Here is a 26,512-nt window from a genome sequence, read left to right as displayed (position 1 = left end):
AGGAAGCGGTCTCATATCAGGGCGAATCGCTTTTGTCCAGATTTTCCCCGGCCATCCGCAGGAGAGCAGAATGACCACAGAACGGGACAGGTTGATCGACGCAGCGCTGGAGCATGTCGTCTTTGACGGCATGAGCGACAAGGCCATAGCTGCGGGTGCGCGCGACATCGGCATCTCATCCAGTCTTGCGCATGTCCACCTGCCGCGCGGCGGCGTGGATCTGGCCGCGGCCTATCATCGTCGGGGCGATGCGGCCCTGCGCACATGGCTGGCCACGACGCCCTTGCAGGGTCGTTTTCGCGACCGTGTGGTCGATGCGGTGATGCAGCGGCTAAGAATGACCGATCGCGAAATGGCGCGGGCAGGGGCGGTGCTGTTCGCCCTGCCACAGAATGCCGCATTGGGTGCACGACTGGTCTGGGAGACCTCGGACGCGGTGTGGGACGGGCTGGGCGACACCTCGGAAGACGTGAACTGGTACTCCAAACGCGCGACGCTTTCCACGGTCTATGGTGCGACGGTGCTGTACTGGCTGGGCGACGAGACGCCCGAGCTGGACGAAACCCGCGCCTTCGTGGAACGCCGGATCGATGGCGTGATGCGCTTTGAGAAGGTCAAGGCCCGGTTGGCGGGCCTTCCGGGCATGGCGGCGCTGACCGGCCTTGCCACCGGTTGGATTCATCGCCCGGCAGGCGCGCGCGGTCCCGGTCACCTGCGTGACGTGACCCGTCCCGGCGGGGGCGATGCATGAATTCCAATCTGATGCAGGCGGTCGAGATCACCCGACCGGGCAGCCCCGAAGTCCTGAAACCCGCCACGCGTCCGATCCCCCTCGTGGGTCACGGCCAGATACTGATCCGCGTTGCCTGGGCGGGCGTGAACCGCCCGGACGCACTGCAACGCGCGGGGCTTTATGCGCCGCCGGCTGGGGCATCGGATCTGCCGGGCCTTGAATGCGCGGGAACGGTGGTGGGCATCGGGCCGGGGGTGTCGCGCTGGAAGGTCGGCGACCGCGTTTGCGCGCTGCTGCCCGGCGGTGGCTATGCCGAATACGCAGCCTGTCCCGCCGATCACGCCTTGCCGATCCCCGCGGGACTTGGCCTGCGCGAGGCCGCAGCTTTGCCGGAAACCGCATTCACCGTCTGGTCCAATATCGTCACGCGCGGCGGATTGCAGGCAGGGGAACGCTTCCTTGTGCATGGTGGCTCGTCCGGTATCGGGACGATGGCTATTCAGGTCGCGCGCGCCCTTGGCGCTCGGGTCTGGGCCACCGCAGGTTCGCCCGAAAAATGCGACGCCTGCACCCGCCTTGGGGCACAGGCAATCAATTACCGCGATGCCGATTTCGTCGAGATCCTGACGCAGGCCGGTGGGGCCGACCTGATCCTTGACATGGTGGGCGGGGCCTATATCGCGCGCAATCTTCGGGCGCTGGCCGATGACGGTCGGCTGGTGATGATCGCCTTTTTGGGCGGGGCCAAAGCCGACATCAACTTTGCCCAGATCATGATGCGACGGCTGACGGTCACCGGTTCGACCCTGCGCCCGCAATCCGACGCCGCCAAGGCCCGTATCGCGCATGAGTTGTGCCGTGAGCTATGGCCGTTGGTCGAGACCGGCGCGGTTCGCCCGCTGATCGACAGCACCTATCCGCTGGCCCGCGCCAGCGAAGCCCATGACCGCATGGAAGGCGGCGCGCATATCGGCAAGATCCTGTTGCAGGTCTCGGGCGAGGAATGAAGCGGCCGGACATCTGGCTGCTGCCCGGAGCCTCCGGCGGGGATATTTAAGCAAGAAAGAAACGCGCACACCCCGCCCGCCGGAGCAAAGGGTCGGGGTGTGGCTTCTCTCTTGGCGGTCATCGGCGTCCCCGCCTGTTCCGCAAGGCCAAGCTTGCGCCCGAAATTCTTGCGATTCGGTTAACCGCTTCTCCGTTTCCGAAATACCCCCGCCGGAGGCAATGCGAGGCTGCCGCTATTCCGGCGCGGGCATCAGGAAGCTGCCCTGGCAGTCCCGGCGGGCATCGGGTGCGCAACTGCGCGGTTCAAGGTCCTTGGTGACGCAGATTCGCACTTCCTGAAGCGCCTTGGCGCGGCAGGTCACCGTGATGCCGTCGCGCGTCATTCCGGGATTTGTTTCAAGAAAGGCCTCCTCGATCACCTTCGAAGGCAGGGTGACGTCGCGCGACAGGCGGTTCAGCACTTCGGGCAGGTGGACGCGGGCGGTGGCCTTGCGCACCAATGCGAAATAGTCGCGCGAGGTCAGTCCCGAGCAACGGCCGTGTTTTTTCCATTGATACCAAGCCAATCCGCCCGAACCCATGATATCGGCCATGTCGCGTGTTTCGCGGCGCGAGGGGTCGCGGGCATTGGTCCGGCAGTCTGCGGGCCAGCCTTTTTCGTATTGCGGCCAAAGCCCGTGGACGGTGAAGCCAAGCTTGCGGCCGGCGTCGCATTGGTCCGAGTTTTCGGCGCGGCCCTCAAGGTCGCACCAGCTTGGCGACCAACTGAGCGAGAGGACGTAATAGTCGAACTCTCCGGCCTTGTCGGCGGCATGCAATGGGGCGGCCATCAGGGCCAGAACGGCAAGCGTGGCGAGTGATCTCATGGTCGCAAGAGTAGCGGCAACGGTGCAACCGCGCCACGAAATTCAGGCTTTATTCCGGCTTGGCAAAGCCCTATATATCCTGTCAATCCCCCCTCCCCGAAAATGGAATGGCACCTGCCAACAGCCGTTTTCCCGGCCGAAGAAGATATTGTTAAGGAGAAGGTCATGAATAAGCCGCTGATGGCCAAGGCCACCGCCGTCTGGCTGGTCGACAACACGACTCTCAGCTTCAAACAGATCGGCGACTTCTGTGGCATGCACGAGCTTGAGGTGCAGGGCATCGCCGATGGTGACGTGGCGGTCGGCGTCAAGGGGTTCGACCCCATCGCCTCGAACCAGCTCGACCAGATCGAGATCGACAAGGGTCAGAAGGACCCCCGCTACAAGCTGCGCCTGAAGCACAACCCCGCCGCCGATGGCGAGGAGAAGCGTCGCGGTCCGCGCTACACCCCGCTGTCCAAGCGTCAGGACCGCCCGGCGGCGATCCTGTGGCTGGTCAAGTTCCACCCGGAACTGGCCGATGCGCAGATCTCGAAGCTGGTGGGCACGACCAAGCCGACCATCGCCTCGATCCGCGAACGGACGCATTGGAACATCCAGAACATCCAGCCGATCGACCCGGTCGCGCTGGGTCTGTGCCGTCAGTCCGAGCTGGATTCGGCGGTGCAGAAGGCCGCCAAGCGCAAGGCGTCGGAAGGTGGCGCGATGACCGACGATGAGCGCCGCAAGCTGCTCTCGACCGAGACCTCGCTGGCCATGTCGGATGAGCCGCGCCTGTCGGGCGGCCTTGCCGGTCTGGAGGGCTTCGGCCTGACCAAGGATGAGGACAAGCCCGCTGTCGAGGAAAACCTTGATGCGGACAGCTTCTTCAACCTGCCCGCCGCGGACGAGCACGACGAAGACGAGGATCACTGATCCCAAAAACCCCGGAGCGCCGCTCCGGGGTTTTTCATTTCCGCCCGGTCAGACCGACAGGCAGATGTATTTCATTTCCAGATAATCCTCGATGCCGTGGCGCGAGCCCTCGCGGCCAAGGCCCGATTGCTTGACCCCGCCAAAGGGCGCGACCTCGGTCGAGATGATGCCGGTATTCACGCCGACGATGCCGTATTCCAGCGCCTCTTGCACGCGGGTCACACGGCCGATGTCGCGGGCATAGAAGTAGGCGGCGAGGCCGAAGATCGTGTCATTGGCATATCGCACGGCCTCTTTCTCGGTCTCAAAGCGGAAGAGCGGCGCAAGCGGACCAAAGGTTTCCTCGGTCGCGACCTTCATCGTCTGGGTGATGCCGGTAACCACGGTCGGCTCAAAGAACAGCCCCTCGATCGGCTGGCCGCCGGTCAGGATCTGCGCGCCGCCATCCAGCGCGTCCTGAATGTGGTCCTGCACCTTTTCGACGGCCTTTTCGTTGATCAGCGGGCCGGTGGTGACGCCTTCGGTCAGGCCGTCGCCGACATTCAGTTTCTCGACCGCCGCTGCCAGCTTGTCGGCAAAGGCGTCATAGACGCCCGCCTGCACATAGATGCGGTTCGCACAGACGCAGGTCTGGCCATTGTTGCGGAATTTCGAGGCCATCGCCCCTTCGACAGCCGCATCCAGATCGGCGTCGTCAAAGACGATGAAGGGGGCATTGCCGCCCAGCTCCATCGAGCATTTCAGCACCTGATCTGCTGCCTGCCGCAAAAGGATCCGCCCGGTATTGGTCGAGCCGGTAAAGGTCAGCTTGCGGATGGCGGGGTTCTCGCAGAATTCCTTGCCGATCTCGGATGCCTTGGTCGAGGGCACGATGCTGAACAGCCCCTTTGGGATACCCGCACGTTCGGCCAGCACCGCCATGGCCAGCGCCGAAAGCGGCGTTTCCGAGGCCGGACGCCCGACAAAACCGCAGCCCGCCGCGATGGCCGGGGCGCATTTGCGGGTGATCATCGCGTTCGGAAAGTTCCACGGCGTGATCGAGGCCACGACGCCAATCGGCTGGCGGATCACCGTCAGGCGCTTGTCGGGCATATGGCCGGGGATGGTCTCGCCATAGATGCGCTTGGCCTCTTCGCCGAACCATTCGATGAAGCTGGCGCCATAGGCGATCTCGCCCTTGGCCTCGGCCAGCGGCTTGCCCATCTCGGCGGTCAGGATCTTGCCCAGATCGTCCTGATTTTCCATCATCAGGTCGAACCACTTGCGCATGACCTGCGCGCGGTCCTTGGCGGTGCGGGCGGCCCACAGCTTCATCGCGGCCTCGGCGGCGGTGATGGCGCGCTTGACCTCGGCCCGGCCGAGGTCGGTGACCTGGGCGATGACATCGCCACGGGCCGGGTTGGTCACTTCGAAGGTGGCGCCGTCATCGGCTTCGATCCATTCACCGGCGACATAGGCGCGGGTCTCAAGAAGCGAGGGGTCCTTGAGCAGCATTTTCAGGTCGGTCACATGCTTGTTCATGGCGCAACTCCTGGGCAGGGGACGCTGAAGGCTGGCGCTTTTGCCGTCGCAAGGCAAGCCTGTGGTTGAAATTCCCGCAGTTCACGAAAAAGTTTTGAACTCAAGGGGTTCCCGCGCGTTCCGGCGATAGCGTCAGGTTTTTCCCTCTTGGCGCCTCTCGACTGGGGGCGGCGGATCTCTCTCCCGTCGTCCCCTTTTTACGTCCCGCTCCAGCAGGGCTGCAGATCGCCCGGCTGCGGACGGGCCGCATGCACCCCCCGCGCAATGGCGCGCGCAAGGGCCGATGCGGCGGCATGACCCAGTTGGAACGGCGTCAGCACCGGGTCGGGCAGGGGTTTCGCACCAGTCGAGACGGCAAAGACCAGATCCCCGTCATAGGGGGTGTGGCTGGGAACGATGGCGCGGGCCATGCCGTCCTGTGCGGCGGTGGCCAGCCGGGTCAACGCCGCCTTGTCCAGGCTCGCATCGGTCGCAATGATGGCGATGGTCGTGGCCTCGCCCAGCCGTTTGGACATGGGCGGCTCATGGTGGCCGTCGAAGGGGCCGGACAGGCCAAGGCCGCCGAATTCGCCGTCGATTTCCCAGGGCGCGGCCCAGAACTGGCGCGACTGGCCCACCGTCACCGAACCCAAGGCATTGACCACCACCAGCGCGCCCACCGTGAGCCCGCAATCAAGGCGGGCCGAGGCCGAGCCAAGTCCGCCCTTCCAGCGATGCGTCATCGCGCCAGTGCCTGCGCCCTCGCTGCCCAAAGCGAAATGGGTCGCCGCGGTCCCCAAGGCGGTCCGGCCAAGCGCCGGATAGGGGTTGGCCTGCCAGTCCTTGTCGCCGCCATTCAGCAGGTCAAAGACGATCGCTCCCGGCACGATCGGAACGCGCACGGGGCCGACGGCAAAGCCGCGCCCCATCGCCCGCAACCCCTCGGACACGCCGTCGCAGGCCGCAAGGCCAAAGGCCGAGCCACCCGACAGCACCAGCGCATCGATGCCGGGCACCAGCTTGTCAGGGGCCAGCAGTTCCGTCTCGCGTGTGCCGGGGGCGCCGCCCATGACATTGACGCCGCAGGCCAGCGGTCCATCTCCCAAAAGCACCGTCACCCCCGAGCGCAGCGCGTCGTCCCGCGCATTGCCGACCCGCAGGCCGGTGACATCGGTGATCAGGTTCAGCGGGCCGGGGCGCATGGCAATCCTTCGCTTTTCGCCCGCAACCGAACCGGGGCGGGGCTTGTGACGTTGCACGAAGGTATTGTCGCGCTTAAATCCACGGCAAGTCTTTTGAAAGGATGCGCCCATGACCGCTCCCCTCCACCTTATCTACGGCCGCCCGCTGGACGCGCCGGTCCCCAAGGGTTTCGACCAGGCCATCTTCGGGATGGGCTGCTACTGGGGTGTCGAGCGCCTGTTCTGGAAACAGGACGGCATCTGGCTGACCGAGGTCGGCTTTGCCGGGGGCACCGTCCCCGATCCGACCTACAAGCAGGTCTGCAACGGCGATACCGGCCATGCCGAGGTCGTTCGGCTGATCTATGACAGCTCTCGCATCAGCTATGAGCGTCTGCTGCAGATCTTCTGGGAAAACCACAACCCGACGCAGGGCAACCGGCAGGGCAATGATGTCGGTTCGCAATACCGCTCGGTCATCATGTACTTCAACGACAGCCAGAAGGCCGCGGCGGAGCTGAGCAAGGCTGATTACGGCAACCGCCTTGCCGTCGAGGGCTTCCACGCCATCACTACCCAGATACTGCCCGCCGCGCCCTTCTATCCGGCGCATGAGGATCACCAGCAATATCTGGACCGTTACCCGGACGGCTATTGCGGTCTGCGTGGCACGGGCGTACAGGCCTGTGCCTCTCCAACTCCCGAGGAAATCTGATGCCCACCTGGACCGCGCTGACCCAGACCGCAGGACGCGAGGCCGCCGAGGCGCTTGCCGAAATGGGCGAGGATCTGACCCCGGAGCCCGTCGGCAGCGGCGTTTTCGAGATTGAGGACGGCTCTGACCGCTGGGAAGTCGGTCTGTATTTCACCGAAAGCCCGGACGAGGTGTCGCTGGCGCTGATGGCCGCGGCCTTTGGTGCCGATCCCTTCATCATCTCGGAACTGCCCGAGGTGGACTGGGTCGCCCATGTCAAACGCGAATTATCCCCGGTCGAGGCCGGGCGCTTCTTCGTTCATGGCAGCCATGATGCCGAAAAAATTCCCGAAGGTTCCGAATCGCTGCTGATCGAGGCGGCGATGGCCTTTGGCACCGGGCATCACTCGACCACCAAGGGTTGCCTGCTGGCGCTGGACCGGATGATCGAGGCGGGCGCGAACCCGCAGCGCATCGTCGATGTCGGCTGCGGCACCGCCGTTCTGGCGATGGCGGCGGCGCGGGTGTTCCCGGTGATCGTGCTGGCCGGCGACATCGACCCGGTGGCCGTGGATGTGGCCAAGGCCAATGTCATGGCCAACGGGCTGGACGGGCGTGTCGAATGCGTCGAGGCGATGGGCTTTGATCATCCGCTGATCGAGGGTGCCGCGCCCTTCGATCTGGTCTTTGCCAATATCCTGAAACAGCCGCTGATCGATCTGGTCCCGGACATGGCCAAGATGATCGCGCCGGGCGGCAAGGCGATCCTGTCGGGCATCCTGACCACGCAGGCCGACGAGGTCGTGGCCGCCTATGCCAAGGGCGGGCTAGCGCTGGATCGTCGCGACGATTACGGAGAATGGTCGACGCTGGTCGTCTCGCGCTGAACATGAAAAGGCCCGCCTGTTTGGCGGGCTTTTTTCTGCCTGAGTTTTAGGCATGAAAAAGGCCCCGCGGGTCATCCCCTGGGGCCTCATTCGCTTCGCTCTCCGCCAAGCTTAGCGGGCGCGCGAGACGCTTTCGATATCGCCACGGGTCAGGCCGATATCGTCCAGTTCGCGGTCGGTCAAACGGCTCAGTTCATTGCGCGTCACGCGCGCATCGTTCCAGGCAGCGATCGCCGCCAGAAATTTCGAGCCAATACCGAAAGAGCGCGTCCCGCCATGGACGCGGTTCGTGTCAATCGCCGACATGATGTCACCTGTGTTTGGAAGTGCCCTGAAAGTGGGCTTTCAATCTGATGACAAGCATATAGGACGGGCAAAGTTGAAATTCCACGATTGTAGGGGCATTCCACCTATGCGCCGTATGCATAAGCAGGCGTTTTCATTAAGAATTTGTGTCAACGGACCGATTTTGGGCTATTTGTGCAAGCTTAGTGCGCGCAATATGCGAATTGCGCGCAAATCTTGCTTCAATCGCGCCGCCAGTCGCCCAGTTCCGCCTGCCAAAGCGCAAGTGCCGCAACGGCAGCAGTGTCGGCACGCAGGATCCGGGGACCAAGTGATATGCGGGTGACACAATCCATTGCGGACAGTCGCGCGCGTTCCGATTCGGAGAATCCGCCCTCGGGGCCGATCAGGATGGCCCATGGCCCCTTGGTCAGCCCGGCAAGGGTTTCGGCCGGCCCGACCATCGCCTCATCGGCCCAAAGGATGCGGCGCGTGCCGTCCCAGCCGTCCAGCAACCGCGAGAGCGGGTTGAGGTCGGTGACTTCGGGGACATAGGTGCCGCCGCATTGTTCCGCCGCCTCGACCGCATGGGCCTGCAGGCGGTCCTGACGGATGCGCTCGGAATTGGTGAAGTCGGTCTGCACCGGCACGATCCGCGCGGCGCCCATCTCGGCGGCCTTTTCGACAATGAAGTCGGTCCGGGCCTTCTTGATCGGCGCGAATAGCAGCCACAGGTCCGGCGGGTCCATCTGCGGCGCGGTCTGGCGTTCGGGGACGACATCGCCATTGCGCTTGGCCAGCCGGGCAATGCGCGCCAGCCATTCGCCGTCGCGGCCGTTGAACAGCAGGATTTCATCCCCTGCCTCCTGCCGCATGACCGAGGAAAGATAATGTGCCTGATCCGAGGACAGCGCGATGCCTTGTCCCTGTGCCAGCGGGTGATCTATGAACAGCCTGATTTTCGCCATGATGGGGCGCAGGATAATGCAGACCGACCGCCAGACGCCAGAGGCCCACCGCAGTGTCGCCGATGCGCCGCCCGACAATTGGGTGGACCGCCATGCACCGCCCGCCTGGCGGCCTTGGCTGCGGCTGTCGCGCGCCGACCGCCCGATCGGGACATGGCTGCTGTTGCTGCCCTGCTGGTGGGGCGTCGGACTGGCGATGATCGCCGATGCGCCGACCTGGTTCGACCTGTGGATCGTCATCGCCTGCGCGCTGGGGGCGATCCTGATGCGCGGCGCGGGTTGCACGTGGAACGACATCACCGACCGCGACATCGACGCCAAGGTCAGCCGCACCCGCTCGCGTCCGATCCCTTCGGGGCAGGTGACGGTGCGTGGGGCGGTGCTGTGGCTGGTCGCGCAATGTCTGGCGGGCTTCGTGATCCTGCTGACGCTGGGCACGGCGGCGATCTGGCTGGGCGTGGCCTCGCTGGCGCTGGTCGCGATCTATCCATTTGCCAAGCGCTTCACCTGGTGGCCGCAGCTGTTTCTGGGGCTGGCCTTCAACTGGGGTGTGCTGCTGGCCTGGGCCGCGCATATGGGCAATATCGCCCCTGCGCCGGTGCTGGCCTATCTGGCGGGGATCGCATGGACGATTTTCTATGACACGATCTATGCCCATCAGGATGCCGAGGACGATGCGCTGATCGGGGTGAAATCCACGGCGCGCCTGTTCGGGCGTGATTCGAAACGCTGGCTTGGTCGCTTTGGCGTGGCCGCAACCGCGCTTCTGGTGCTGTCGGTGCTGGCGGCGCGTCCCGAAGGTCCGGCCTTGGTGCTGGCCCTGATGGGGATTGGCGGGTTCGCTGCGCATCTTTCGTGGCAACTCAAGCGTTTCGACATGACGGATAGCGCCGGGTGCCTGCGACTTTTCCGCGCGAACCGCGATTCCGGGCTGATCGTTGCGCTGTTTCTTGCCCTTGCGGGGCTGGTCTGATTGCAGATTCCCGCCTGCGGCAGTAAAGGCGGCAGGTCGGAAACAGCCCGAAGGTCCCCCCGATGGCCAATCCCAAGCCACGCCGCGGTTTTGCCGTGGTTACAAGTCTTGCCGCTCTGATCGCCGCTGGCGGTCTGTCCTATCTCGGCGCCGAGGCGGCGACGAATTTTCTGGAAACCCGCTCGCAGAGTGATGTGTCCGATGCGATGCGGCAGGCCGGATATGACTGGGTCAAGGTCGAGTCCGACGGACTGACCGTCCATCTGACCGGCATCGCCCCCGATGAGGTCCAGCGCTTCCGTGCCAAGACGCAGGCCGAAAACACCGTCGGCGCGACCCGCGTCGTCGATGCCATGCAGGTCAAGGCGCATGAGGAACTGGGCACGCCCGATTTCAGCATCGAGCTGCTGCGCAATGATCAGGGCATTTCGATCGTCGGGCTGGTGCCCGCGACTCTGGACCGCGCCGGGATGGTCTCGGCTTTGGAAAAGCAGGTCGGCAACGGCGAGGTCTCGGACCTGGTCGAAACCGCCGACTTCCCCCAGCCCGAGGGCTGGGACGCCGCATTTGAGTTCGGGCTTGAGGCCGCCAAGCTGGCCAAGCGGGCCAAGGTCTCGATCGTGCCGGGCAAGGTCGAGGTGCGCGCCATTACCGACAGCGCCAGCGAAAAGGCCGCGCTGGAAACCGCGCTGGAACGCGCCCGCCCCGAAGACGTCGCGCTGACCGCCGAGATCAGCGCGCCGCGCCCGGTCATCGCCCCCTTTACCCTGCGCTTCGTCAAGGATGAGAAGGGCGCGCGTTTCGACGCCTGTTCCGCCGATTCCGATGAGGCCATGAAAAGCATCATTGCGGCCGGGAACGCCGCTGGCATCCCCGGCACGCCGCAATGCCGTCTGGGTCTGGGCGCGCCCTCGACCCATTGGGCCGAAGCTGCCGTGCCCGCGATTCAGGCCGTCGCCTCGCTGGGGACGGGATCGGTCACCATCTCGGATACGCAGGTCGCGCTGTTCGCCCCGGCTTCGGTCGAACAGGCCACCTTCGATGAGGCAGCGGGACGGTTGGAATCCGCGCTGCCCGATGCCTTCAGCCTGACCAGCGAGTTGGAAAAGAAGGTCGAGACCCAGAAAGGTCCAGCCGAGTTCAGCGCCGTGCTTGACCAAAGCGGCGTCACCCTGCGCGGTCGCGTCAGCGATGAGCGGATGCGCAATGCCGTCGAAAGCCTTGCCCGCTCGCGCTTTGGCAAGGTCGACAATGCCCTGCGCGTGGACGAATCCGTGCCCTCGGGCTGGACCCTGCGCACCATCGCCGCGCTTGAGGCGCTGGCCGCGCTGAAAAGCGGCACGGTCAATGTCTCGCCCTCGCTGATCCGGCTTGAAGGGGTTTCGGGCAATCAGAGCGCCTCGGATTCGCTGGCCGCGCGCCTGTCGCAGCGGCTGGGTGCGGGCGCGCGCTATGAGTTGTCGGTGCAATACGATCGCAGGCTTGATCCGCTGGTCCATATTCCCAGCGGCGTTGAATGCGTGGACGGGCTGAACGCCGTCATGCACGAATCCGAAATCGGCTTCGAGCCGTCGAAATCGGTGATCGCGGGCGATCCCAAGCCGACGCTGGACCGTTTGGCCGAGACGATGGCCGAATGCGGCGACTACCGGATCGAGATCGGCGGCCATACCGACGCGCAAGGCTCTGAGGAGTTGAACGCCGAACTGTCGCGCAACCGCGCACAGGCTGTGCTGACGGCGATGCAGGAACATGGCATCGACGTGTCGCATATGATTGCCAAGGGTTATGGCGAAAGCCGCCCGATTTCGGAAAACGACACCGAGGAAGGCCGCGAGGCCAACCGCCGGATCGAATTCTCGTTGCTGTCCGATCAGCCGATCCTGACCGATGAGACGGTCCCGGCGGAAAACGTGAGCGGTGTGACAGACACCGCCGAGGCAACAGCGGCCCGCACCGCGCAGGCGACTGCCGAGGCCGCAACCGGCGCGCTGCCGCTGGCGCTTGGCGAGGCGGCCAAGGACGAAGCCCCGGCAGCGACCCCTGACGCAGCCCAGCCCACGGCTGAACCGGCCCCGGCCATCGATCCCGAAGCACTGGTCAAGGTGATCGAGGCGCTGACCGTGCCCGCGCTTGAAGCAGCCTTCCCGGACAATAGCGAAGGGCAGATCGGTTCCGAGGGCGAAGCGCCTGCGGATGCTACCGGCAGCGAATGACGCGGGCGGCGCGCACAGCTATAGAACTATAATACCTAAGGCCCGTAATGCTGAAAGCCGCCCATGAATCGCAATGAATTCATCATCGCCACGACTATTATCCTATTTGCCGCCTTTGTGCTGGGCTGGCTTGCCAGTTGGCTGATCCTGCGACTCAGCCGGGTCACGCCGACCCAGATGGACGAATTGGACAACATGGCGCAGAAACTGCACGACGCCGAGGCCGAACGGGCGCGGGCCATCCGGGTGCTGGAACTGCGCGAGGCCCAGTTGATCGAGGATCTGGGAAAATCCAATAATGAGGTGCAGTTGCTCAAGGGTCACCTGCGCGACAGCCAGTCCGAGATCGAGGAACTTCGCACCTATATCGACCGCCAGTTGGGCCGTCGCTGAAGGCAACCGGTCGCATCCCCGGAATAAAAAAGCGCGCGCCGATCGGCGCGCGCTTCGCGTTTCAGCGGGTCTGGATCAGACGCCGGCTTCGATGATGGCGCGGGCAAGGATCGGCACGGTCTCATCGTTCAGACCGGCGATGTTCAGACGCGAATCGCCGACCATATAGATGCCGAATTCCTGCTTCATCAGCGCCACCTGCTCGGGCGAGGCGCCCAGACGCGAGAACATGCCGCGATGCTCGGCGATGAAGCCGAAGCGGTCCGAGCCGGACAGGTCGCGCAATTCGTTGGCAAGGGTCGTGCGCAGGCGCAACATGCCACCGCGGACTTCCTCAAGCTCGGCCATCCAGTCGGCGCGCAGATCCGCGTCGTTCAGCACTGTCGCGACGATCTTGGCGCCGTGGAAGGGCGGGAAGGAGTAGGTCTGGCGGTTCAGGAAGGCCATTGCGCCCTGTGCCAGATCCTTGGTCGCCTTGTCGGTGCACAGCGCCAGCAGGCAGCCGGTACGCTCGCGGTAGATGCCGAAGTTCTTGCTGCAGGACGCCGCGATCAGCACTTCCGGAATGCGCGAGGCGATCAGGCGGGTGCCTGCCGCATCTTCTTCCAGACCGTCGCCAAAGCCCTGATAGGCCAGGTCGATCAGCGGGGTCGCGCCGGTTTTTTCCAGAATCGAGGCGACCTCGGCCCATTGCTCGATGTTCAGGTTCGCGCCGGTCGGGTTGTGGCAGCAACCATGCAGCAGCACCACGTCGCCCTTTTTCGCCGTCGAGATGTCCTCGACCATCGCCTCGAAGTTCACCGCGCGGGTGTCATTGTCGAAATAGCGATAGGTGACGACCGGCAGACCCATGAAATTCATGATCGAGATATGGTTCGGCCAGGTCGGGTCGCTGACGAACACGCGCAGGTCGGGATTGGCCATGCGGGCCAGTTCCAGCGCCTGACGGATCGCGCCGGTGCCGCCGACGGTGGCCAGCGCAGCGGTGGTCTCGGGCTTGTAGCCGTCGGCCAGGATCATCTCGCCCATGGCCTTCTGGAAGTCGGGTTCGCCCGACAGGCCAGCATAGGTCTTGGTGGTTTCGGTCGCCAGCATGCGCTTTTCGGCTTCCAGTACGGCGCGCATGATCGGGGTATGGCCGGTCGCGTCCTTGTAGACCCCTACGCCAAGGTCGATCTTGCCCTGGCGGGGATCGGCCTTGAATTCGCCCATCAGGGCCAGGATTTTATCGGGGGCCTGCGGTTTCAGATTGCCCAGCATCACGCGTCTCCGGTTGCAATTTTAAGGTCCGGGAAGCTGCCCCATTCGGCCCAGCTTCCGTCGTAAAGCGAATGATCCATATGTCCGATACGTTCAAGCGCAAGGAACAGGATCGCCGCCGTCACACCCGAGCCGCAGGTGGTGATGGCGGGTTTGGTCAGGTCGATACCCGCTGCCGTGAATTCGGCGCGAAGATCGTCCGTGGATTTCATCGTGCCGTCGGTGTTGAACAGCCGGCCAAAGGGCAGGTTCTTCGATCCGGGAATATGCCCCGAGCGCAGCCCGGCGCGCGGCTCGGCCGCCTCACCGCGAAAGCGGGGCTCGCCGCGGGCGTCGATGATCTCATGCGTGGCAAGTTTGCTGGCGGCAGCAACCTGCGTCACGTCGCGCACCAGTTCCGGGCGCAGATGCGGGGTCAGTTCGCGTGCCGTGGGGGTGGCAGGGGCGGAAGCGGTGGCGCGACCCTCGGCCAGCCACTTGCCCATGCCGCCATCCAATACGGCGACATCGGACCAACCCATCAGGCGGAAGGTCCACCAGACGCGGGCCGCGGAACGCACCGGGGAATTGTCATAGACGACGACCTGATCGCCATCGCCGATTCCCAGCGTGGCCATCCGTTCGGCAAAGGTCTCGGGCAGGGGGGCCATATGCGGCAGGCTGCTGCGGCTGTCGGTGATCCGGTCCAGATCGAAAAACTGCGCGCCGGGAATGTGGCAGGCGGCGTATTCGGCCTGCGCGTCGCGGCCCGGCTCCAGAAACCATGTCGCATCAAGGATGCGCAGCCCCGGATCGTCCAGATGCGCGGCCAGCCACGCGGTCGAGACAAGCGTCGTCGGATTGTCGGAATCGGTCGGCATGGTCCTTCCCCCGGAGCAGACGCGAAAGCGCCCATCCTGTAACCGCAGGGGCGGGGCCGTGCAATGGCTGGTGGCGCTAGCCTTGCTTCAGCAGGCGTTGTTTCTGGCGGTTCCAGTCGCGCTTGGCGTCGGTCTCGCGCTTGTCGTGGTTCTTTTTGCCTTTGGCGACGCCGATCTTCAGCTTCACCATGCCGCGGTCGTTGAAATACATGACCAGCGGAATCAGCGTCATGCCCTCACGCCCGACCGCCTGCCAGAAGCGGGCCAGTTCCTTGCGTGAGACCAGCAGCTTGCGCCGCCGCCGTTCTTCATGGCCAAAGACGCCCGCCTGCTTGTAGGCGGCGATGTAGCCGTTGATCAGCCACAGCTCGCCCTGTTCAACCGAGGCATAGCTTTCGGCAATGTTCGATTGTCCGGTGCGCAGGCTTTTCACCTCGGAACCGGTCAGGACGATGCCAACCTCAAGGTCGCTTTCGATGAAATAGTCGAAGCGCGCCCGGCGGTTCTCGGCGATGATTTTGTAATTCGGATCGGACTTGGTGGCCATGATGTCGAGATAGGGGCGGCAGGCGGCAAAGTAAAGAACGGGCTAAAGGCCCAGGCCCAGCACCAGTGCTGCCGCCAGCGCCGCGTTGACCGGCACGGTGATCAGCCATGCGCCAAGGATCGTGCGCACATGCGAGCGGCGGACCAGATGGCGACGGCGCAATTCCTCGTCCGGCATGGGCGCGCGTTTCCGGGCCTTTTGCCGGTCGCGCCATTCGCGATAGAAGCCGACGCCAAAGACGCCGCCAACCGAGACATGCGTGGTCGAGACCGGCAGCCCCGCCAGCGAGAAAGCCAGCACCGTCAGCGCCGTCGCCAGTGAAATGCACAGCGCGCGGGCCGGGTTCAGGCGGGTGATGCGGCTGCCGACCATGCTGACCAGTCGGCTGCCGAACAGCAGGATGCCGACCGCGATCCCCATGCCCGACAGCAGCAGGATCATCTGCGCATCCAGCAGCGGGCTTTGCCCGTCCGAGATGTTTTGCAGGATGATCGTCAGCGGCGCCGCGATGTTCGAGGTGTCGTTCGCGCCGTGGCCAAAGCCCATGACCAATGCGGCGGCGACCAGCGGCACGCCCAGCAGGTTCTTGAGCGCGGTTTTCTGGCCCGCATCGCGCCGGATCTGGCGACCCAGCATGACATGGGCATAGGCGGCCCCCAAGCCCGCGCCCAACAGGCCCAGAAGGGCCACGATCCGCCAGCCCAGATCCTGAAACGCCACCGCCGCCATCGCGACCAGAAGTCCCGCCGTTGCCGCGACCAGCGCCGTCAGCCAGCGGCGCCCCGAGGGGATCGGGTCGTCCTTGTCCAGAACATGGTGATGCATGCTGGACAGGATCAGTGCCGCCAGCAGCCCCGAGATGATGGGCGACACCACCCAGCCCATCGCAATGATTGCCATCGCCCCCCAGTTGACCGCGCCGAAACCGAATGTGGCGATACCCGCCCCGGCAATCGCGCCGACGACCGAGTGGGTGGTACTGACCGGGGCGTTCAGGCGGGTGGCAACGCTGATCCATGTCGCCGCGCCGACCAGCGCCGCCAGCATCATCTTGGCCGTGGGCGTGCCCTGTCCCATCGTGTCGCCCATCAGCCCCTCGGTCAGGGTCCGGGTGACCGCGCCTCCGGCCATGACGGCACCCAGCACATCCATCAGCGCGACCAGCACCAGACCCACGCCCAGACTGATCGCCCCGGAACCGACCGCCGGAGACAGTGCGTTCGACACGTCGTTCGCACCGATCGACAGGGCCAGATAGATCGCCACCGCGACCGAGGCCGCCATGATTCCCAGCGCCGGCTGACCGGCCAGTGCCGCCGCCGCAAATTCCGCCGCCGCCGCGATAAAGACCAGCGCCAGCCCCAGGCGCACCATGGGCCGGGCCGAGGCCAGCGCCGCATGCTCGGCATGGGTCACCCGTCCCAGATCTTTGTCGAGGATGCGGTATTCCCGCTCGTTCTGGGGCATGTCAGGCCTGATGACCCAGCCGCGCGGGCAAGGCCCGCAGCAGCTTTTTCAACTCGCTCTCGGTGACCAGTTCCGCAGCGCGGTCGGGGCGATACCAGCGGCGCTTGCGGTCGTCTTTTTCCGGGTAGTCATCGGCAAGCTCATCGACCTCAAGGGCAAAGACCCGGACCTCGACCGGAATGGCAAAGCCATGATCCTGCTGCTTGTCGTAATGATAGCTGCCCAGCGAGGACTGGTTGACGCGCCCGCGCACGCCCGCTTCCTCCCAGGCTTCCTGCATGGCGGCGTCGGCCAGTGTCCGGCCCGGCATCGGCCAACCCTTGGGCACGATCCAGCGACCGGTGCCACGGCTGGTCACCAGAAGGATCTTGCCCTTGCCGTCCAGACACAGCGCCGCGACCTGCATGTCCGGTGGCTTGCGGCCCAGAAGGCGGGCCAGCCTTTCGCCCAGTGTCTTGCTCACTCTCCCCCCTCATTCTCACGGACTTTGCCGCGCAGGGACTTGACCGTCCCTTTTTGTGTTTTTGCCGCCAGCCGCCGCCGCTGGCTGCCCAGTGTCGGCCGCGTCGCGATGCGCTTGCGCGGAGCGATCAGGGCCTCGCGGATCAGTTCGGCCAGCCGCTCGCGCGCCATGTCGCGGTTGCGGGCCTGACTGCGGGTTTCCTCGGCCCGGATCAGGATCGCGCCCTCTTGCGTCCAACGCCGTCCGGCCAGCCGCTTCAGGCGCGCCTTGACGGCGGGGGACAGGTGGGGGGAACGTTCGGCTTCGAACCGCAGTTCGACCGCGGTTTCGACTTTGTTGACGTTCTGGCCTCCCGGCCCCTGCGAGCGGCTGAACTGCTCGGAGAGTTCCCATTCCTGAATCGTCAGATGATCATCTATGCGCAACATGAAGGGAATATGTCGCAATCACGCGCAATGAAAAGCCTTCCAGCGCTTATCGTGGCGTGAAATCGGGCAGCTGCAGCCGAATCGTTGCGCTGGCCGAGGCCCCGGCGGCGTCAATGACGGTCAAATGGGCAAAGCCGGGACCGGGATCTGGCAGCAGGCTTTCCGGTCGATCCGACGCGACGCTGCTTGGCAAACCATTGAGAAGAAAGGTCCAGGGGCCCTTTCCGCCCCGCGCCCGCGCAAGCAGCGGTCCCGATGTTTCGATCACCGCCCCGTCTGGGGGGAAGGTCAAAGCCAGCCGGTCGGGGGCCAAAGGCCGCGCGGCCATCCGGCTGACCTCGCCCGCGGGGGCAAAGCGGCGCAGGGCCAAGGGAAGGGCGCTGTTGGGCAGGGTCAGTGTCTGCGATGGCGGCGGCGGTAGGGCGGCCGGGGGCAGGGCGTCGAACAGGTCGAACAGCACCGGCGCGGACAGATCCCCCCCAAAGGCCCCCGGTACCGCGGTGCCGTCCGGCCGTCCCAGCCAGACCGCGCCGACATGCGCCCCGTCGAAACCCACCGCCAAGGCATCGCGATGCCCATAGGAGGTGCCGGTCTTATAGGCCATGGGCCGCGCCCGCGCCCCCTGCGGCGCGGGGTTTCCGGCCAGCACATTGCCGACCTGCCATGCCGCGACCGGCCCGAACATCGCCACCGGCAGTGCCTGCGCACCGCCCGGCAACGCCGACAACCGCATCCCGCGCCCGCCTTGCGCCAGCGCGCCATAGCCCGTGGTCAGATCTTCCAGCGTCACCCCGGCCCCGCCCAGAACCAGCGCCAGTCCGGGTGTCCCGCCGGGCAGGCGCAGATCGATGCCGCCGCGCTCCAGCCCCTGCACCACGCGGTTCGGACCGATCGCCTCGGCCAGCTTGACGACGGGAATGTTCAGCGATTGCACCAACGCCTGCCGCAGGCTGACCGTGCCGCGAAACTGGCGGTCGAAATTCTGCGGCTGCCACGGGCCAAAGGCGGTGGGCCGGTCCTCGATCAGCGTTTCGGGATGCGCGAGACCCGCGTCGAAGGCCAGTCCATAGACAAAGGGCTTCAGCGTCGAGCCGGGCGAGCGCAGGGCCCGCGTCATGTCGACAAACCCCGCCGAGCCACCATCCGTCCAGTCCGCCGCCCCGACCGAGGCAAGGATTTCCCCGTTCCGATGATCCGCCAACACCATCGCCGCCGACAGCCGCCGTCCGACCCCCCGCACAGCGCGCGAGGCCAGTTCCTCGGCCCGGCGTTGCAGGCGGGGATCGATCGTGGTCTCGATCCGGCCCGCGCCCGGATGTTCGCGCCGCAGCCTTTCGGCCAGCAGCGGGGCCAGCGCCGGAAAGGCGCGGCGCTGACGCGGCACCGGCTCGGCCATGGCGGCCTGCGCATCGGCTTCGGACAGCAAGCCCGCCTGCGCCGCCCGCGCCAGAACCCGGTCCCGCGCGGATTTCGCAGCCGCCGGAAAGCGGTCCGGGCGGCGCCGCTCGGGGGATTGCGGCAGTGCCACCAGAAGCGCGGCTTCGGCGGGGGTCAGCCTGCGCGGTTCCTTTCCGAACCATTGCAGGCTGGCCGCGCGCAGCCCCTCGACATTCGCGCCGTAAGGGGCCAGCCGCAGATACAGATCCATGATCACAGGCTTCGTCAGCCGTCGCTCCAGCGCGAGCGCCAGCCGCACTTGTCGCAGCTTTCCAGCCCATTCGCCGGTCGGTCCTTCCTCGATCAGCCGCGCAACCTGCATGGTCAGGGTCGATCCACCCGAGACGACGCGGCCATGCCGCAGGGCCTGCCAGCCCGCGCGCAGCACCGCCACTGGGTCGATCCCGGAGTGATCGGCAAAGCGCCGATCCTCCCACATCACCAGCATGTCCAGAAACAGCGGATCAACCGCGCCCGGCTCCAGCCGCCAGCGCCCATCCGAGACCTGAAACGCTCGCAGCAGGCTGCCATCCCGCGCCATGACCTCGACGCCCACCGGAATATCCAGCCGCGGTAACGCGGTGGCTTGAACCCAGTCGTCGAAACGATCCCGCGCCCCGGCAAGGACTCCCATTGCCAGAACGGCGGCCATCATCATCAGGGCGAAACGGCGCGATCTCATGTAGGGTCCATAGCCCAAGCCGGGCCACGCTCAAACGCCTTGCGGCTTCATCGTTTCACAAATACCCCGCCAAGCCCTCAGTTGGACGGGGCCTTCGGATCGTCCTCCCCGAACAGCCCCTTCAGCCCACGGGCGATCAGGTTGCCGACCTTGGGCCGGGGTTGTTGGATGAAGGGCAGGGGCCGGCAGACCTCCATCGCGGCGATGCCGACGCGGGCGGTCAGCGCGCCATTCACCACGCCCTCGCCAAAACGCTTCGAGACACGCGCCAGCAGACCGCCCCCCGCAACGGTATGGATCAGGTCGTCGCCCGCCGCCACCGCGCCGGTCGCGACCAGATGGGTCATCACCGTGCGCGCCAGCCGCCAGCCGCCGACCGCACCGGCACGCCCGCCATAGATCTCGGCCATGCGCCGGATCATCCGCAGGTTCGCGGCCAATGCCGCCACCACATCGGCCAGGGCCAGCGGGATCAGTGCCGTCGCCGCCGCCACAGTGCGGGCCGCGGCCTCGATCTCGCGCCGGGCCTGCTGGTCCAGCGGTGCCAGCAATTCGGTTTCGGCCATGGCGATCAGGCTGGCCGCGTCATAGGCCTCGGCCTTGTGCTCGGCCAGCCGCTTGCGGCCCCATTCCAGTTCATCCCGGCCGCGATACAGATGCTCCAGCCGCCCGACCACGTCCTTCGCGGCCTTGACGTCGCCCGAGGCCATGGCCGCCCCGGCGGCCCGGTTGATCCCGTCAATCGCGGCGAAGCGCGCCCAGGCCCGGTATTCCCGCCACGCCATCGCCAAAGCGGCGATGCAGAACAGGACCATCAGCGCGATGCCGATCCAGCCCAGCAGCGGATAGGTATGCAGCAGGTCCGACAGGTAGCGCAAAGCCGCCACCGACAGCAGAAAGCTGAACAACGCGACGCCGGTATTGATGAAGAACCGCGTCAGCCGTGTCGGGCCACCGCCGACCAGCCGCGTCACCAATTGCATCGTGCGCGGCTGCGGCAGCACCGATCCCAGCCCGTCATCGATCATCGGCGCATCGGCGGGTGAGGGATGAGCCTCGGCCCCGCCGGAACCCGCGCGATGCGCGCGTCGCGTGCGCTGATCGCTGTCCGGCGTCTCGATGCGGGTGACGGGTTCGGGGCCGCTCGGCTGATCCGAGGGCGGGGCGGTGGTCGCGGCCTCGCCCATCTCGATCAGGACGGGACCGCGGCGTTTGGGGGGCTCGGCCATGGCGTATTCCTTAAATCTGGTCGCCGAACAGGAACTCCGCCGCCCGGTCCAACCGGATATGCGGCGGCCCGTCGCCCGGCCTGATGGTATTGGGGGCGGGGGCGAAGTCCATGATCGCGTAATCGCCGTCCAGCCAGTGCTCGCCGCCCTGACGGGCATGGGTCAGAAGCTCGGCCGGGTTCGCGGGCAGATCGCCCGGATAGAAGGCCGCCTGCCGCCCGTCCATCAGCGTGCCGCGCACGGCGGGCAGGTCCTCGCCATTCTGGCGGATGGTTTCTTCGGTCGTGGTCCGCAGCGAGGCGATGGACATGGCCTCGGTCCGCGCACCGGAAAAATCGGCGCGGTCGCGCGCCTCGCGCAGCATTGCCCCGGTAATCGCGGTCAGGCGCGGGTGCTGGATATGGTGCAGATGGTCGGCCTTGGTCGCGGCGAAAAGAATGCGCCCGACGCGATGCGTGCCCAGAAGCTGCGCCAGCCAGCCAGCGCGACCGGGACGAAAGGCGGTCAGGATGTCGGCCATGGCGCGGCGCATGTCCTCGACCGCCTGCGGCCCGGCATGGATCGCGCCCAGCACATCCATCAGCACCACCTGCCGGTCGATCCGGGCGAAATGGTCGCGGAAGAACGGTTTCACCACCCGCGATTTGTACGACCCATAGCGGCGCGAGAATTCGCGCCACAGCGGGCTGCCACGAAACTCGGGCGGCAGCGGGGTGAAGGTCAGCGCGGGAGAGCCTTCAAGCTCTCCGGGCATCAGGAAACGGCCGGGGGTGCAGTCCGACCAGCCCGCGTCGCGCGCCAGATGCAGATGGGCGGTATAGGCGGCGGCCAGCGCTTGCGCGGCGGATTCATTGAAATTGTCCCGGTCTGCGCCATTCAGCGCGGCGCGGAAGGCATCCTCGCCGGGGCGGCCCTTCATGCGGTCAAAGACCTCAGCCGACCATGTGTCGAACTCGCGATCCATCAACCGCAGGTCCAGAAGCCATTCGCCGGGATAGTCCACGATATCCAGATGCACGACCTGCTGTCCGCGCCATCCCGCGATCAGCCCGCGCGGCTGGGTGCGCAGCGACAGGCGCAGCTGGCTGACATGGCGCGTGCCCTCGGGCCAATGCGGATCCGGGCCGGTCATCGCCGCCAGATGCCGCTCATAGTCGAAACGCGGCACGGTATCGTCGGGCTGGGGCTGCAGCCAAGCCGCCTTCAGCGAGCCATCGGCCGCCGCCCGCAGCGCGCCCATGCGGCCGCGATCCAGAAGGTTTGCCACCAGCGAGGTGATAAAGACGGTCTTGCCCGCCCGCGACAGGCCCGTGACGCCCAGCCGGATCACCGGGTCGGAAATCCCGAGCCCCTGCATCAGATCGTCTGCGATTCCCATCCTGTCCCCGGTCTGGTTCTGCGCCGATCAAGATATGCAGGGTGGCGCGGCTTTTGTAGGGGTGGCGCAATGTCGCAAGAAAACCGCGGGCGTCCAAAGCCTTTCCGTCGCAGGGCGGTTTTGCCATAAGCACCCCATGATCCTGCCCATCGATGCCGCCCTTCCCGATCTTGTCGCCGCGCTGGAACAGCAGGGCCGCGCCGTGCTGATGGCGCCGCCCGGCGCGGGCAAGACGACGCGCGTGCCCTTGGCGTTGCTGCCCACGGTCAAGGGCCGCATCCTCATGCTGGAGCCCCGCCGCCTTGCCGCCCGCGCTGCTGCCGAACGCATGGCCGAAACACTGGGCGAGGCGCTTGGCCAGACCGTCGGCTACCGCATTCGGGGGGAATCTGTGCCGGGCCGCCGCATTGAGGTCGTGACCGAAGGTATCCTGACCCGGATGATCCAGTTCGATCCCGAACTGTCCGGGGTGGGCTGCGTGATCTTCGACGAATTCCACGAACGCAGCCTGAATGCCGATCTGGGTCTGGCCCTGACCTATGAGGCGCGGCAGGCTTTGCGTCCCGATCTGGCCATCGTGGTGATGTCGGCGACGCTGGATGCCGAGCCGGTCGCCGCGCTGCTGGACGATGCACCGGTGATCCGCTCGGACGGCCGCGCCTATCCGGTCGAGACGCGCTGGCTGGACCGCCCCTTGCCGGTGGGAGCGCGTCTGGTCCCCGAGGCCGCGCGGCTGATCTCTGAAGCCGAGGCGGCCACCCGCGATCTCGGTGGCACCATCCTTGCCTTTCTTCCGGGCGAGGGCGAGATCCGCCGCGTTGCTGCCGCGCTGAACCTTGATGCCGAAATCGTGCCATTGTTCGGCGCGATGGATTTCAAGGCGCAGCGTGCGGCGCTTGCCCCTGCCGGGACGCGCCGACGGATCGTGCTGGCGACCTCGATCGCCGAAACCTCGCTGACCATTCCGGGTGTCAAGGTGGTGGTCGATGCAGGCCGGGCGCGGCGGGCGCGTTTCGATCCGGGTTCGGGCATGTCGCGACTGGTGACCGAGCGCGTCAGCCGGGCCGAAGCCGAGCAGCGCCGCGGCCGTGCCGGCCGGGTTGCGCCGGGCATCTGCTACCGCATGTGGGCGCGGGCCGAGGAAGGCGCGCTGCCCGCATTTGCGCCGCCGGAAATCACCGTGGCCGATCTGGCCGGGTTGGCGCTGGAACTGGCCAATTGGGGCTCGGACGGGGCGGATCTGGCCTTTCTGACCCCGCCACCCGAAGGCGCGCTGACCGAGGCGCGGGTGTTGCTGCGCGATCTGGGTGCGCTGGATGCTGGGGGCCATATCACCCAACATGGCCGGGCTTTGGTCGCGCTGCCGCTTCATCCGCGTCTGGCGCATATGCTGGTCGTCGCGGGGCGCGATGCTGCCGATCTGGCTGCGCTGATGGGCGAGCGCGATCCCCTGACCGGCGCGCCCACCGACCTGACCCTGCGCCTGCGCGCCATCCGCGACACGCGCGACTATGAGGCCCGCCATCCGTGGCTGGTCAATGCGGGCACGCTGCACCGCATCCGCGACGAAGCCAAACGCCTGCGCCGCATGGCCCCCGAGGGGCAGGGCCTTGCGCCGGGCGCGATGGCTGCCTTGGCCTATCCCGACCGCATCGGGTTGCGGCGCAAGGGCGACCAGCCGCGCTATGTCCTGTCGGGCGGAAAGGGCGCGATCCTGCCTGAAGGGGACACGCTGGCCGCAGCGCGTTTCATCGTCGCCACTGATCTGGATGGCGACACGCGCGAGGCCCGCATCCGCATGGCCGCGCCGGTCGATGAGGGTGACATCCGCAGCCTTTTCGCCGAGCGGATCGAGATGGTCGAGGTGGTCGAATGGTCGCGGCGCGACAACCGCATCCTTGCCCGCAGACAGGAGCGGCTGGGGGCATTGGTTCTGGCCGACCGTGCGTTGGACAATCCCGATCCGCAGGCCATGGCCCGCGCCGCCATCGAAGGCTTGCGCGCCATTGGCCTGAGCTGGAGCCCCGGCGCGGCGCGGCTAAGGGCGCGGATCGCGCTGGTCCCGGAACTGGGGCCGGTCGATGACGACAGCCTGCTGGAGGACGCAGATTGGCTGCTGCCGTGGCTGGGCAAGGTGCGGACTGCCTCGGACTTGAAGGGACTTGATCTGACCGAGGCGCTGAAGGCCCGGATCGGTTGGGACGGACAGCAAAAGCTGAATCAGGCCGCCCCCGCGCATTTCGTGACGCCCTTGGGCCGCAAGGTCCCGATCGATTACGACCACGAGACCCCCTCGATCGAACTGAAGCTGCAGGAGCTGTTCGGCGTTGCCCGCCACCCGGTCGTGGGCGGGCGGGCGCTGCGGATTTCCATGCTGTCGCCGGGCGCAAAGCCCATCGCGGTCACAAGCGACTTGCCGGGCTTCTGGACCGGCAGCTATGCCGATGTGCGCAAGGACATGCGCGGCCGCTATCCACGCCACCCCTGGCCCGAAAACCCGCTGGAGGCCGACCCGACGACGCGGGCCAAGCCGCGCGGGACCTAGGCCGCGTTCGTCTTGCGCAGGTGGAAGGCCAGAACCACCAGCGACAGCCCGATCAGGATGGCGAAGGTCCCGATCAGCCATGCAAGGCTGAGCAGCCCCGCTGCCGGAAGCGTCGCCATCAGCACGCCCCAGATCACCAGCAACAGCCCGCTGAGCGCCAAGGCCCATTCGCCCTCGATCTCGTGGCGCAGGCGGATGGCGGCGACGATGCGGAAGACGCCCGCGATCACGCCCCAGATCGCCATCCAGATGATGAAGGCCAGTGCCGTCGCCCCGGTCCAGAACAGGGCCATGAGGCCGATGGCGATGGACAGTACCCCGTCCAGCGCCCATGCCCACCAGCGGTCATCCTCGGCCCGGCGCTGAAAGGCGGTGACCAGCGCCATGACCCCGTCAAAGACCGCATAGGCCCCGAACACCATCAGCAGCGCGAACAAGGTCAGGCCCGGCGAGATCAGCGTGACGATCCCGAACAGGATCGCGGCAATCCCACGCAGCAGCACCATCCACCAATTTGCAGCCATCACACGCATCATGTCGTCCATCGCAAATCCTCCTTTGCGATTTCGGTGTGGCGTGAAGATAGCATGACAAGTGCCAATCCATCGCAGCCCCCGATACGCCGTCGGTGGGCTGTGATGAAATTGCTGCAATCGCCGGGGGTTAGGCCAAGCTGTCGGGCAGGGTCAGGCCGCGCAGGATCTCGGATGCGGGCATCGGGCGCTTGCCTTCGCGCTGCGCCTCTATGACCTCGATCGCGCCGGTGCCGCAGGCGACCGAGAAGCCCGCCAGCACCTGCCCCGGACGACCCGCGCCGTCGGTCAGGCGCGAGCGCAGCAGCTTTACCCGCTCGGTCCCGATCAGGCACCACGCGCCGGGGAAAGGCGACAGGGCGCGAATCTGGCGGTCGATATCGGTGGCGGGGCGGGTCCAGTCGATGCGGGCCTCGGCCTTGTCGATCTTGGCGGCATAGGTCACGCCTTGCTCGGGCTGGGGCACGGCGGTCAGGGGCAGGCGGTCCAGCGTGTCGACGATCAGCTCTGCTCCCATCGCGGACAGGCGGTCATGCAGGTCGGCAGTGGTGTCCGAGGGGCCGATGGGGGTGCGCGTTTCGGCCAGCACCGGGCCGGTATCAAGGCCCGCCTCCATCTGCATGATGGCGACGCCGGTTTCCGCGTCGCCCGACATGATCGCGCGATGGATCGGCGCGGCCCCGCGCCAGCGCGGCAGCAACGAGGCGTGGATGTTCACGCATCCCAGACGCGGCGCATCCAGCACCACCTGCGGCAGGATCAGCCCATAGGCCACGACCACCGCGACATCGGCATTCAGCGCGGCGAATTCGGCCTGATCCTCGGGGGATTTCAGGCGTTCGGGCGTGCGGACGGTCAGGCCCAGCTCCTCGGCAGCGCGATGGACGGGCGAGGGGCGGGGCTTCTGCCCGCGACCGGCGGCCCGGGGCGGCTGGGAATAGACCGCGACGACCTCATGGCGCGCGGCGATGGCCCGCAGTGCCGGTACCGAGAAATCCGGGGTTCCCATGAAGATGACGCGCATATGCCTTGGCCCTTCCTGTTGTCGCGGCCCTCATAGCGCG

General features: G+C 66.3%; 25 protein-coding genes. 9 read left to right on the top strand and 16 right to left on the bottom strand.

The window, feature by feature from the left end; all coding sequences use genetic code 11:
• Nucleotides 1-70: 70 nt before the first annotated feature.
• Together GL300_RS06800 and GL300_RS06795 are read left to right on the top strand one after the other, a co-directional pair.
• Nucleotides 71-751: a COQ9 family protein gene (locus tag GL300_RS06800; RefSeq protein ID WP_155038858.1), complete on the top strand. Its 681-nt coding sequence runs from the start codon at nucleotides 71-73 to the stop codon at nucleotides 749-751.
• Nucleotides 748-1,740 (top strand): NAD(P)H-quinone oxidoreductase, encoded by a 993-nt coding sequence (locus tag GL300_RS06795; protein WP_155038857.1) that lies wholly within the window; start codon nucleotides 748-750, stop codon nucleotides 1,738-1,740. The genes GL300_RS06800 and GL300_RS06795 overlap by 4 nt, the downstream gene beginning before the upstream one ends.
• 234 nt (nucleotides 1,741-1,974) lie before the next feature.
• Here GL300_RS06795 and GL300_RS06790 read toward each other — a convergent pair whose 3' ends face one another.
• The gene (locus GL300_RS06790; RefSeq protein WP_155038856.1) at nucleotides 1,975-2,607 is read right to left on the bottom strand and encodes a ribonuclease T2 family protein; all 633 of its coding nucleotides are present in this window, start codon (nucleotides 2,605-2,607) and stop codon (nucleotides 1,975-1,977) included.
• Between the two features lie 165 nt (nucleotides 2,608-2,772).
• Between GL300_RS06790 and GL300_RS06785 the strand changes: the two genes are divergently transcribed.
• Nucleotides 2,773-3,522, top strand: coding sequence for a DUF1013 domain-containing protein (locus tag GL300_RS06785; protein ID WP_155038855.1), 750 nt, complete (start codon nucleotides 2,773-2,775; stop codon nucleotides 3,520-3,522).
• 48 nt (nucleotides 3,523-3,570) lie between these two features.
• Here GL300_RS06785 and GL300_RS06780 read toward each other — a convergent pair whose 3' ends face one another.
• Together GL300_RS06780 and GL300_RS06775 are read right to left on the bottom strand one after the other, a co-directional pair.
• Nucleotides 3,571-5,043: an NAD-dependent succinate-semialdehyde dehydrogenase gene (locus tag GL300_RS06780; RefSeq protein WP_155038854.1), complete on the bottom strand. Its 1,473-nt coding sequence runs from the start codon at nucleotides 5,041-5,043 to the stop codon at nucleotides 3,571-3,573.
• A 197-nt stretch (nucleotides 5,044-5,240) separates the two neighbouring features.
• Nucleotides 5,241-6,224 carry a P1 family peptidase gene (locus GL300_RS06775; RefSeq protein ID WP_155039224.1) on the bottom strand — a complete coding sequence of 328 codons (984 nt, stop codon included), beginning with the start codon at nucleotides 6,222-6,224 and terminating at the stop codon, nucleotides 5,241-5,243.
• A gap of 109 nt (nucleotides 6,225-6,333) precedes the next feature.
• On the opposite strand from GL300_RS06775, the gene msrA reads away from it, so the two are divergent.
• Entirely contained in the window at nucleotides 6,334-6,918 is a 585-nt protein-coding gene (gene msrA / locus GL300_RS06770) for a peptide-methionine (S)-S-oxide reductase MsrA (RefSeq protein WP_155038853.1), read from the top strand.
• Nucleotides 6,918-7,784: a 50S ribosomal protein L11 methyltransferase gene (locus GL300_RS06765; RefSeq protein WP_155038852.1), complete on the top strand. Its 867-nt coding sequence runs from the start codon at nucleotides 6,918-6,920 to the stop codon at nucleotides 7,782-7,784. The genes msrA and GL300_RS06765 overlap by 1 nt, the downstream gene beginning before the upstream one ends.
• A gap of 111 nt (nucleotides 7,785-7,895) precedes the next feature.
• On the opposite strand, the gene GL300_RS06760 is transcribed toward GL300_RS06765, so the two are convergent.
• Nucleotides 7,896-8,090 carry a DUF1127 domain-containing protein gene (locus tag GL300_RS06760; protein ID WP_155038851.1) on the bottom strand — a complete coding sequence of 65 codons (195 nt, stop codon included), beginning with the start codon at nucleotides 8,088-8,090 and terminating at the stop codon, nucleotides 7,896-7,898.
• Between the two features lie 221 nt (nucleotides 8,091-8,311).
• On the bottom strand, nucleotides 8,312-9,037 hold the full coding sequence (locus tag GL300_RS06755; RefSeq protein WP_155038850.1) for a 16S rRNA (uracil(1498)-N(3))-methyltransferase: 726 nt from the start codon (nucleotides 9,035-9,037) through the stop codon (nucleotides 8,312-8,314).
• A 16-nt stretch (nucleotides 9,038-9,053) separates the two neighbouring features.
• On the opposite strand from GL300_RS06755, the gene ubiA reads away from it, so the two are divergent.
• The 3 genes from ubiA to GL300_RS06740 all read left to right on the top strand — a co-directional run bounded on the left by ubiA (nucleotide 9,054) and on the right by GL300_RS06740 (nucleotide 12,619).
• Complete coding sequence (gene ubiA / locus GL300_RS06750) at nucleotides 9,054-10,010, top strand: 4-hydroxybenzoate octaprenyltransferase (RefSeq protein ID WP_155038849.1); 957 nt, start codon at nucleotides 9,054-9,056, stop codon at nucleotides 10,008-10,010.
• Nucleotides 10,011-10,072: 62 nt separating this feature from the next.
• Nucleotides 10,073-12,226 carry an OmpA family protein gene (locus GL300_RS06745; RefSeq protein ID WP_155038848.1) on the top strand — a complete coding sequence of 718 codons (2,154 nt, stop codon included), beginning with the start codon at nucleotides 10,073-10,075 and terminating at the stop codon, nucleotides 12,224-12,226.
• 63 nt (nucleotides 12,227-12,289) lie between these two features.
• The gene (locus tag GL300_RS06740) at nucleotides 12,290-12,619 is read left to right on the top strand and encodes a hypothetical protein (RefSeq protein WP_155038847.1); all 330 of its coding nucleotides are present in this window, start codon (nucleotides 12,290-12,292) and stop codon (nucleotides 12,617-12,619) included.
• Between the two features lie 75 nt (nucleotides 12,620-12,694).
• Here GL300_RS06740 and GL300_RS06735 read toward each other — a convergent pair whose 3' ends face one another.
• The 9 genes from GL300_RS06735 to GL300_RS06695 all read right to left on the bottom strand — a co-directional run bounded on the left by GL300_RS06735 (nucleotide 12,695) and on the right by GL300_RS06695 (nucleotide 22,370).
• A complete protein-coding gene (locus tag GL300_RS06735) occupies nucleotides 12,695-13,879 on the bottom strand; it encodes an amino acid aminotransferase (protein WP_155038846.1) in 1,185 nt (394 codons plus the stop codon).
• Complete coding sequence (sseA, locus tag GL300_RS06730; RefSeq protein ID WP_155038845.1) at nucleotides 13,879-14,739, bottom strand: 3-mercaptopyruvate sulfurtransferase; 861 nt, start codon at nucleotides 14,737-14,739, stop codon at nucleotides 13,879-13,881. Before sseA ends, GL300_RS06735 begins: the two co-directional genes overlap by 1 nt.
• A 76-nt stretch (nucleotides 14,740-14,815) precedes the next feature.
• A complete protein-coding gene (gene smpB, locus GL300_RS06725) occupies nucleotides 14,816-15,286 on the bottom strand; it encodes an SsrA-binding protein SmpB (protein WP_155038844.1) in 471 nt (156 codons plus the stop codon).
• A 42-nt stretch (nucleotides 15,287-15,328) separates the two neighbouring features.
• On the bottom strand, nucleotides 15,329-16,753 hold the full coding sequence (locus tag GL300_RS06720; protein WP_155038843.1) for an inorganic phosphate transporter: 1,425 nt from the start codon (nucleotides 16,751-16,753) through the stop codon (nucleotides 15,329-15,331).
• Nucleotide 16,754: 1 nt separating this feature from the next.
• The gene (locus GL300_RS06715) at nucleotides 16,755-17,216 is read right to left on the bottom strand and encodes an NUDIX hydrolase (RefSeq protein ID WP_343042916.1); all 462 of its coding nucleotides are present in this window, start codon (nucleotides 17,214-17,216) and stop codon (nucleotides 16,755-16,757) included.
• On the bottom strand, nucleotides 17,213-17,644 hold the full coding sequence (gene arfB, locus GL300_RS06710; protein WP_155038842.1) for an alternative ribosome rescue aminoacyl-tRNA hydrolase ArfB: 432 nt from the start codon (nucleotides 17,642-17,644) through the stop codon (nucleotides 17,213-17,215). The genes GL300_RS06715 and arfB overlap by 4 nt, the downstream gene beginning before the upstream one ends.
• A 46-nt stretch (nucleotides 17,645-17,690) precedes the next feature.
• Complete coding sequence (gene pbpC / locus GL300_RS06705; RefSeq protein ID WP_155038841.1) at nucleotides 17,691-19,763, bottom strand: penicillin-binding protein 1C; 2,073 nt, start codon at nucleotides 19,761-19,763, stop codon at nucleotides 17,691-17,693.
• Between the two features lie 77 nt (nucleotides 19,764-19,840).
• On the bottom strand, nucleotides 19,841-20,992 hold the full coding sequence (locus GL300_RS06700; protein WP_155038840.1) for a YcjF family protein: 1,152 nt from the start codon (nucleotides 20,990-20,992) through the stop codon (nucleotides 19,841-19,843).
• 10 nt (nucleotides 20,993-21,002) lie between these two features.
• On the bottom strand, nucleotides 21,003-22,370 hold the full coding sequence (locus GL300_RS06695; RefSeq protein WP_155038839.1) for a YcjX family GTP-binding protein: 1,368 nt from the start codon (nucleotides 22,368-22,370) through the stop codon (nucleotides 21,003-21,005).
• Nucleotides 22,371-22,506: 136 nt separating this feature from the next.
• Here GL300_RS06695 and hrpB point away from each other — a divergent pair, with 136 nt between their 5' ends.
• A complete protein-coding gene (hrpB, locus tag GL300_RS06690; protein WP_155038838.1) occupies nucleotides 22,507-24,915 on the top strand; it encodes an ATP-dependent helicase HrpB in 2,409 nt (802 codons plus the stop codon).
• On the opposite strand, the gene GL300_RS06685 is transcribed toward hrpB, so the two are convergent.
• Both GL300_RS06685 and fmt read right to left on the bottom strand, forming a co-directional pair.
• Nucleotides 24,912-25,460 carry an HdeD family acid-resistance protein gene (locus tag GL300_RS06685; RefSeq protein WP_155038837.1) on the bottom strand — a complete coding sequence of 183 codons (549 nt, stop codon included), beginning with the start codon at nucleotides 25,458-25,460 and terminating at the stop codon, nucleotides 24,912-24,914. The two genes, hrpB and GL300_RS06685, sit on opposite strands and share 4 nt — an antisense overlap.
• 118 nt (nucleotides 25,461-25,578) lie before the next feature.
• Nucleotides 25,579-26,472 (bottom strand): methionyl-tRNA formyltransferase, encoded by an 894-nt coding sequence (gene fmt / locus GL300_RS06680; RefSeq protein WP_155038836.1) that lies wholly within the window; start codon nucleotides 26,470-26,472, stop codon nucleotides 25,579-25,581.
• Nucleotides 26,473-26,512 lie beyond the last annotated feature (40 nt).

The organism is Paracoccus litorisediminis (genome assembly GCF_009711205.1).
Lineage (GTDB): Bacteria > Pseudomonadota > Alphaproteobacteria > Rhodobacterales > Rhodobacteraceae > Paracoccus > Paracoccus litorisediminis.
This window is presented reverse-complemented; position numbering and strand designations above follow the sequence as displayed.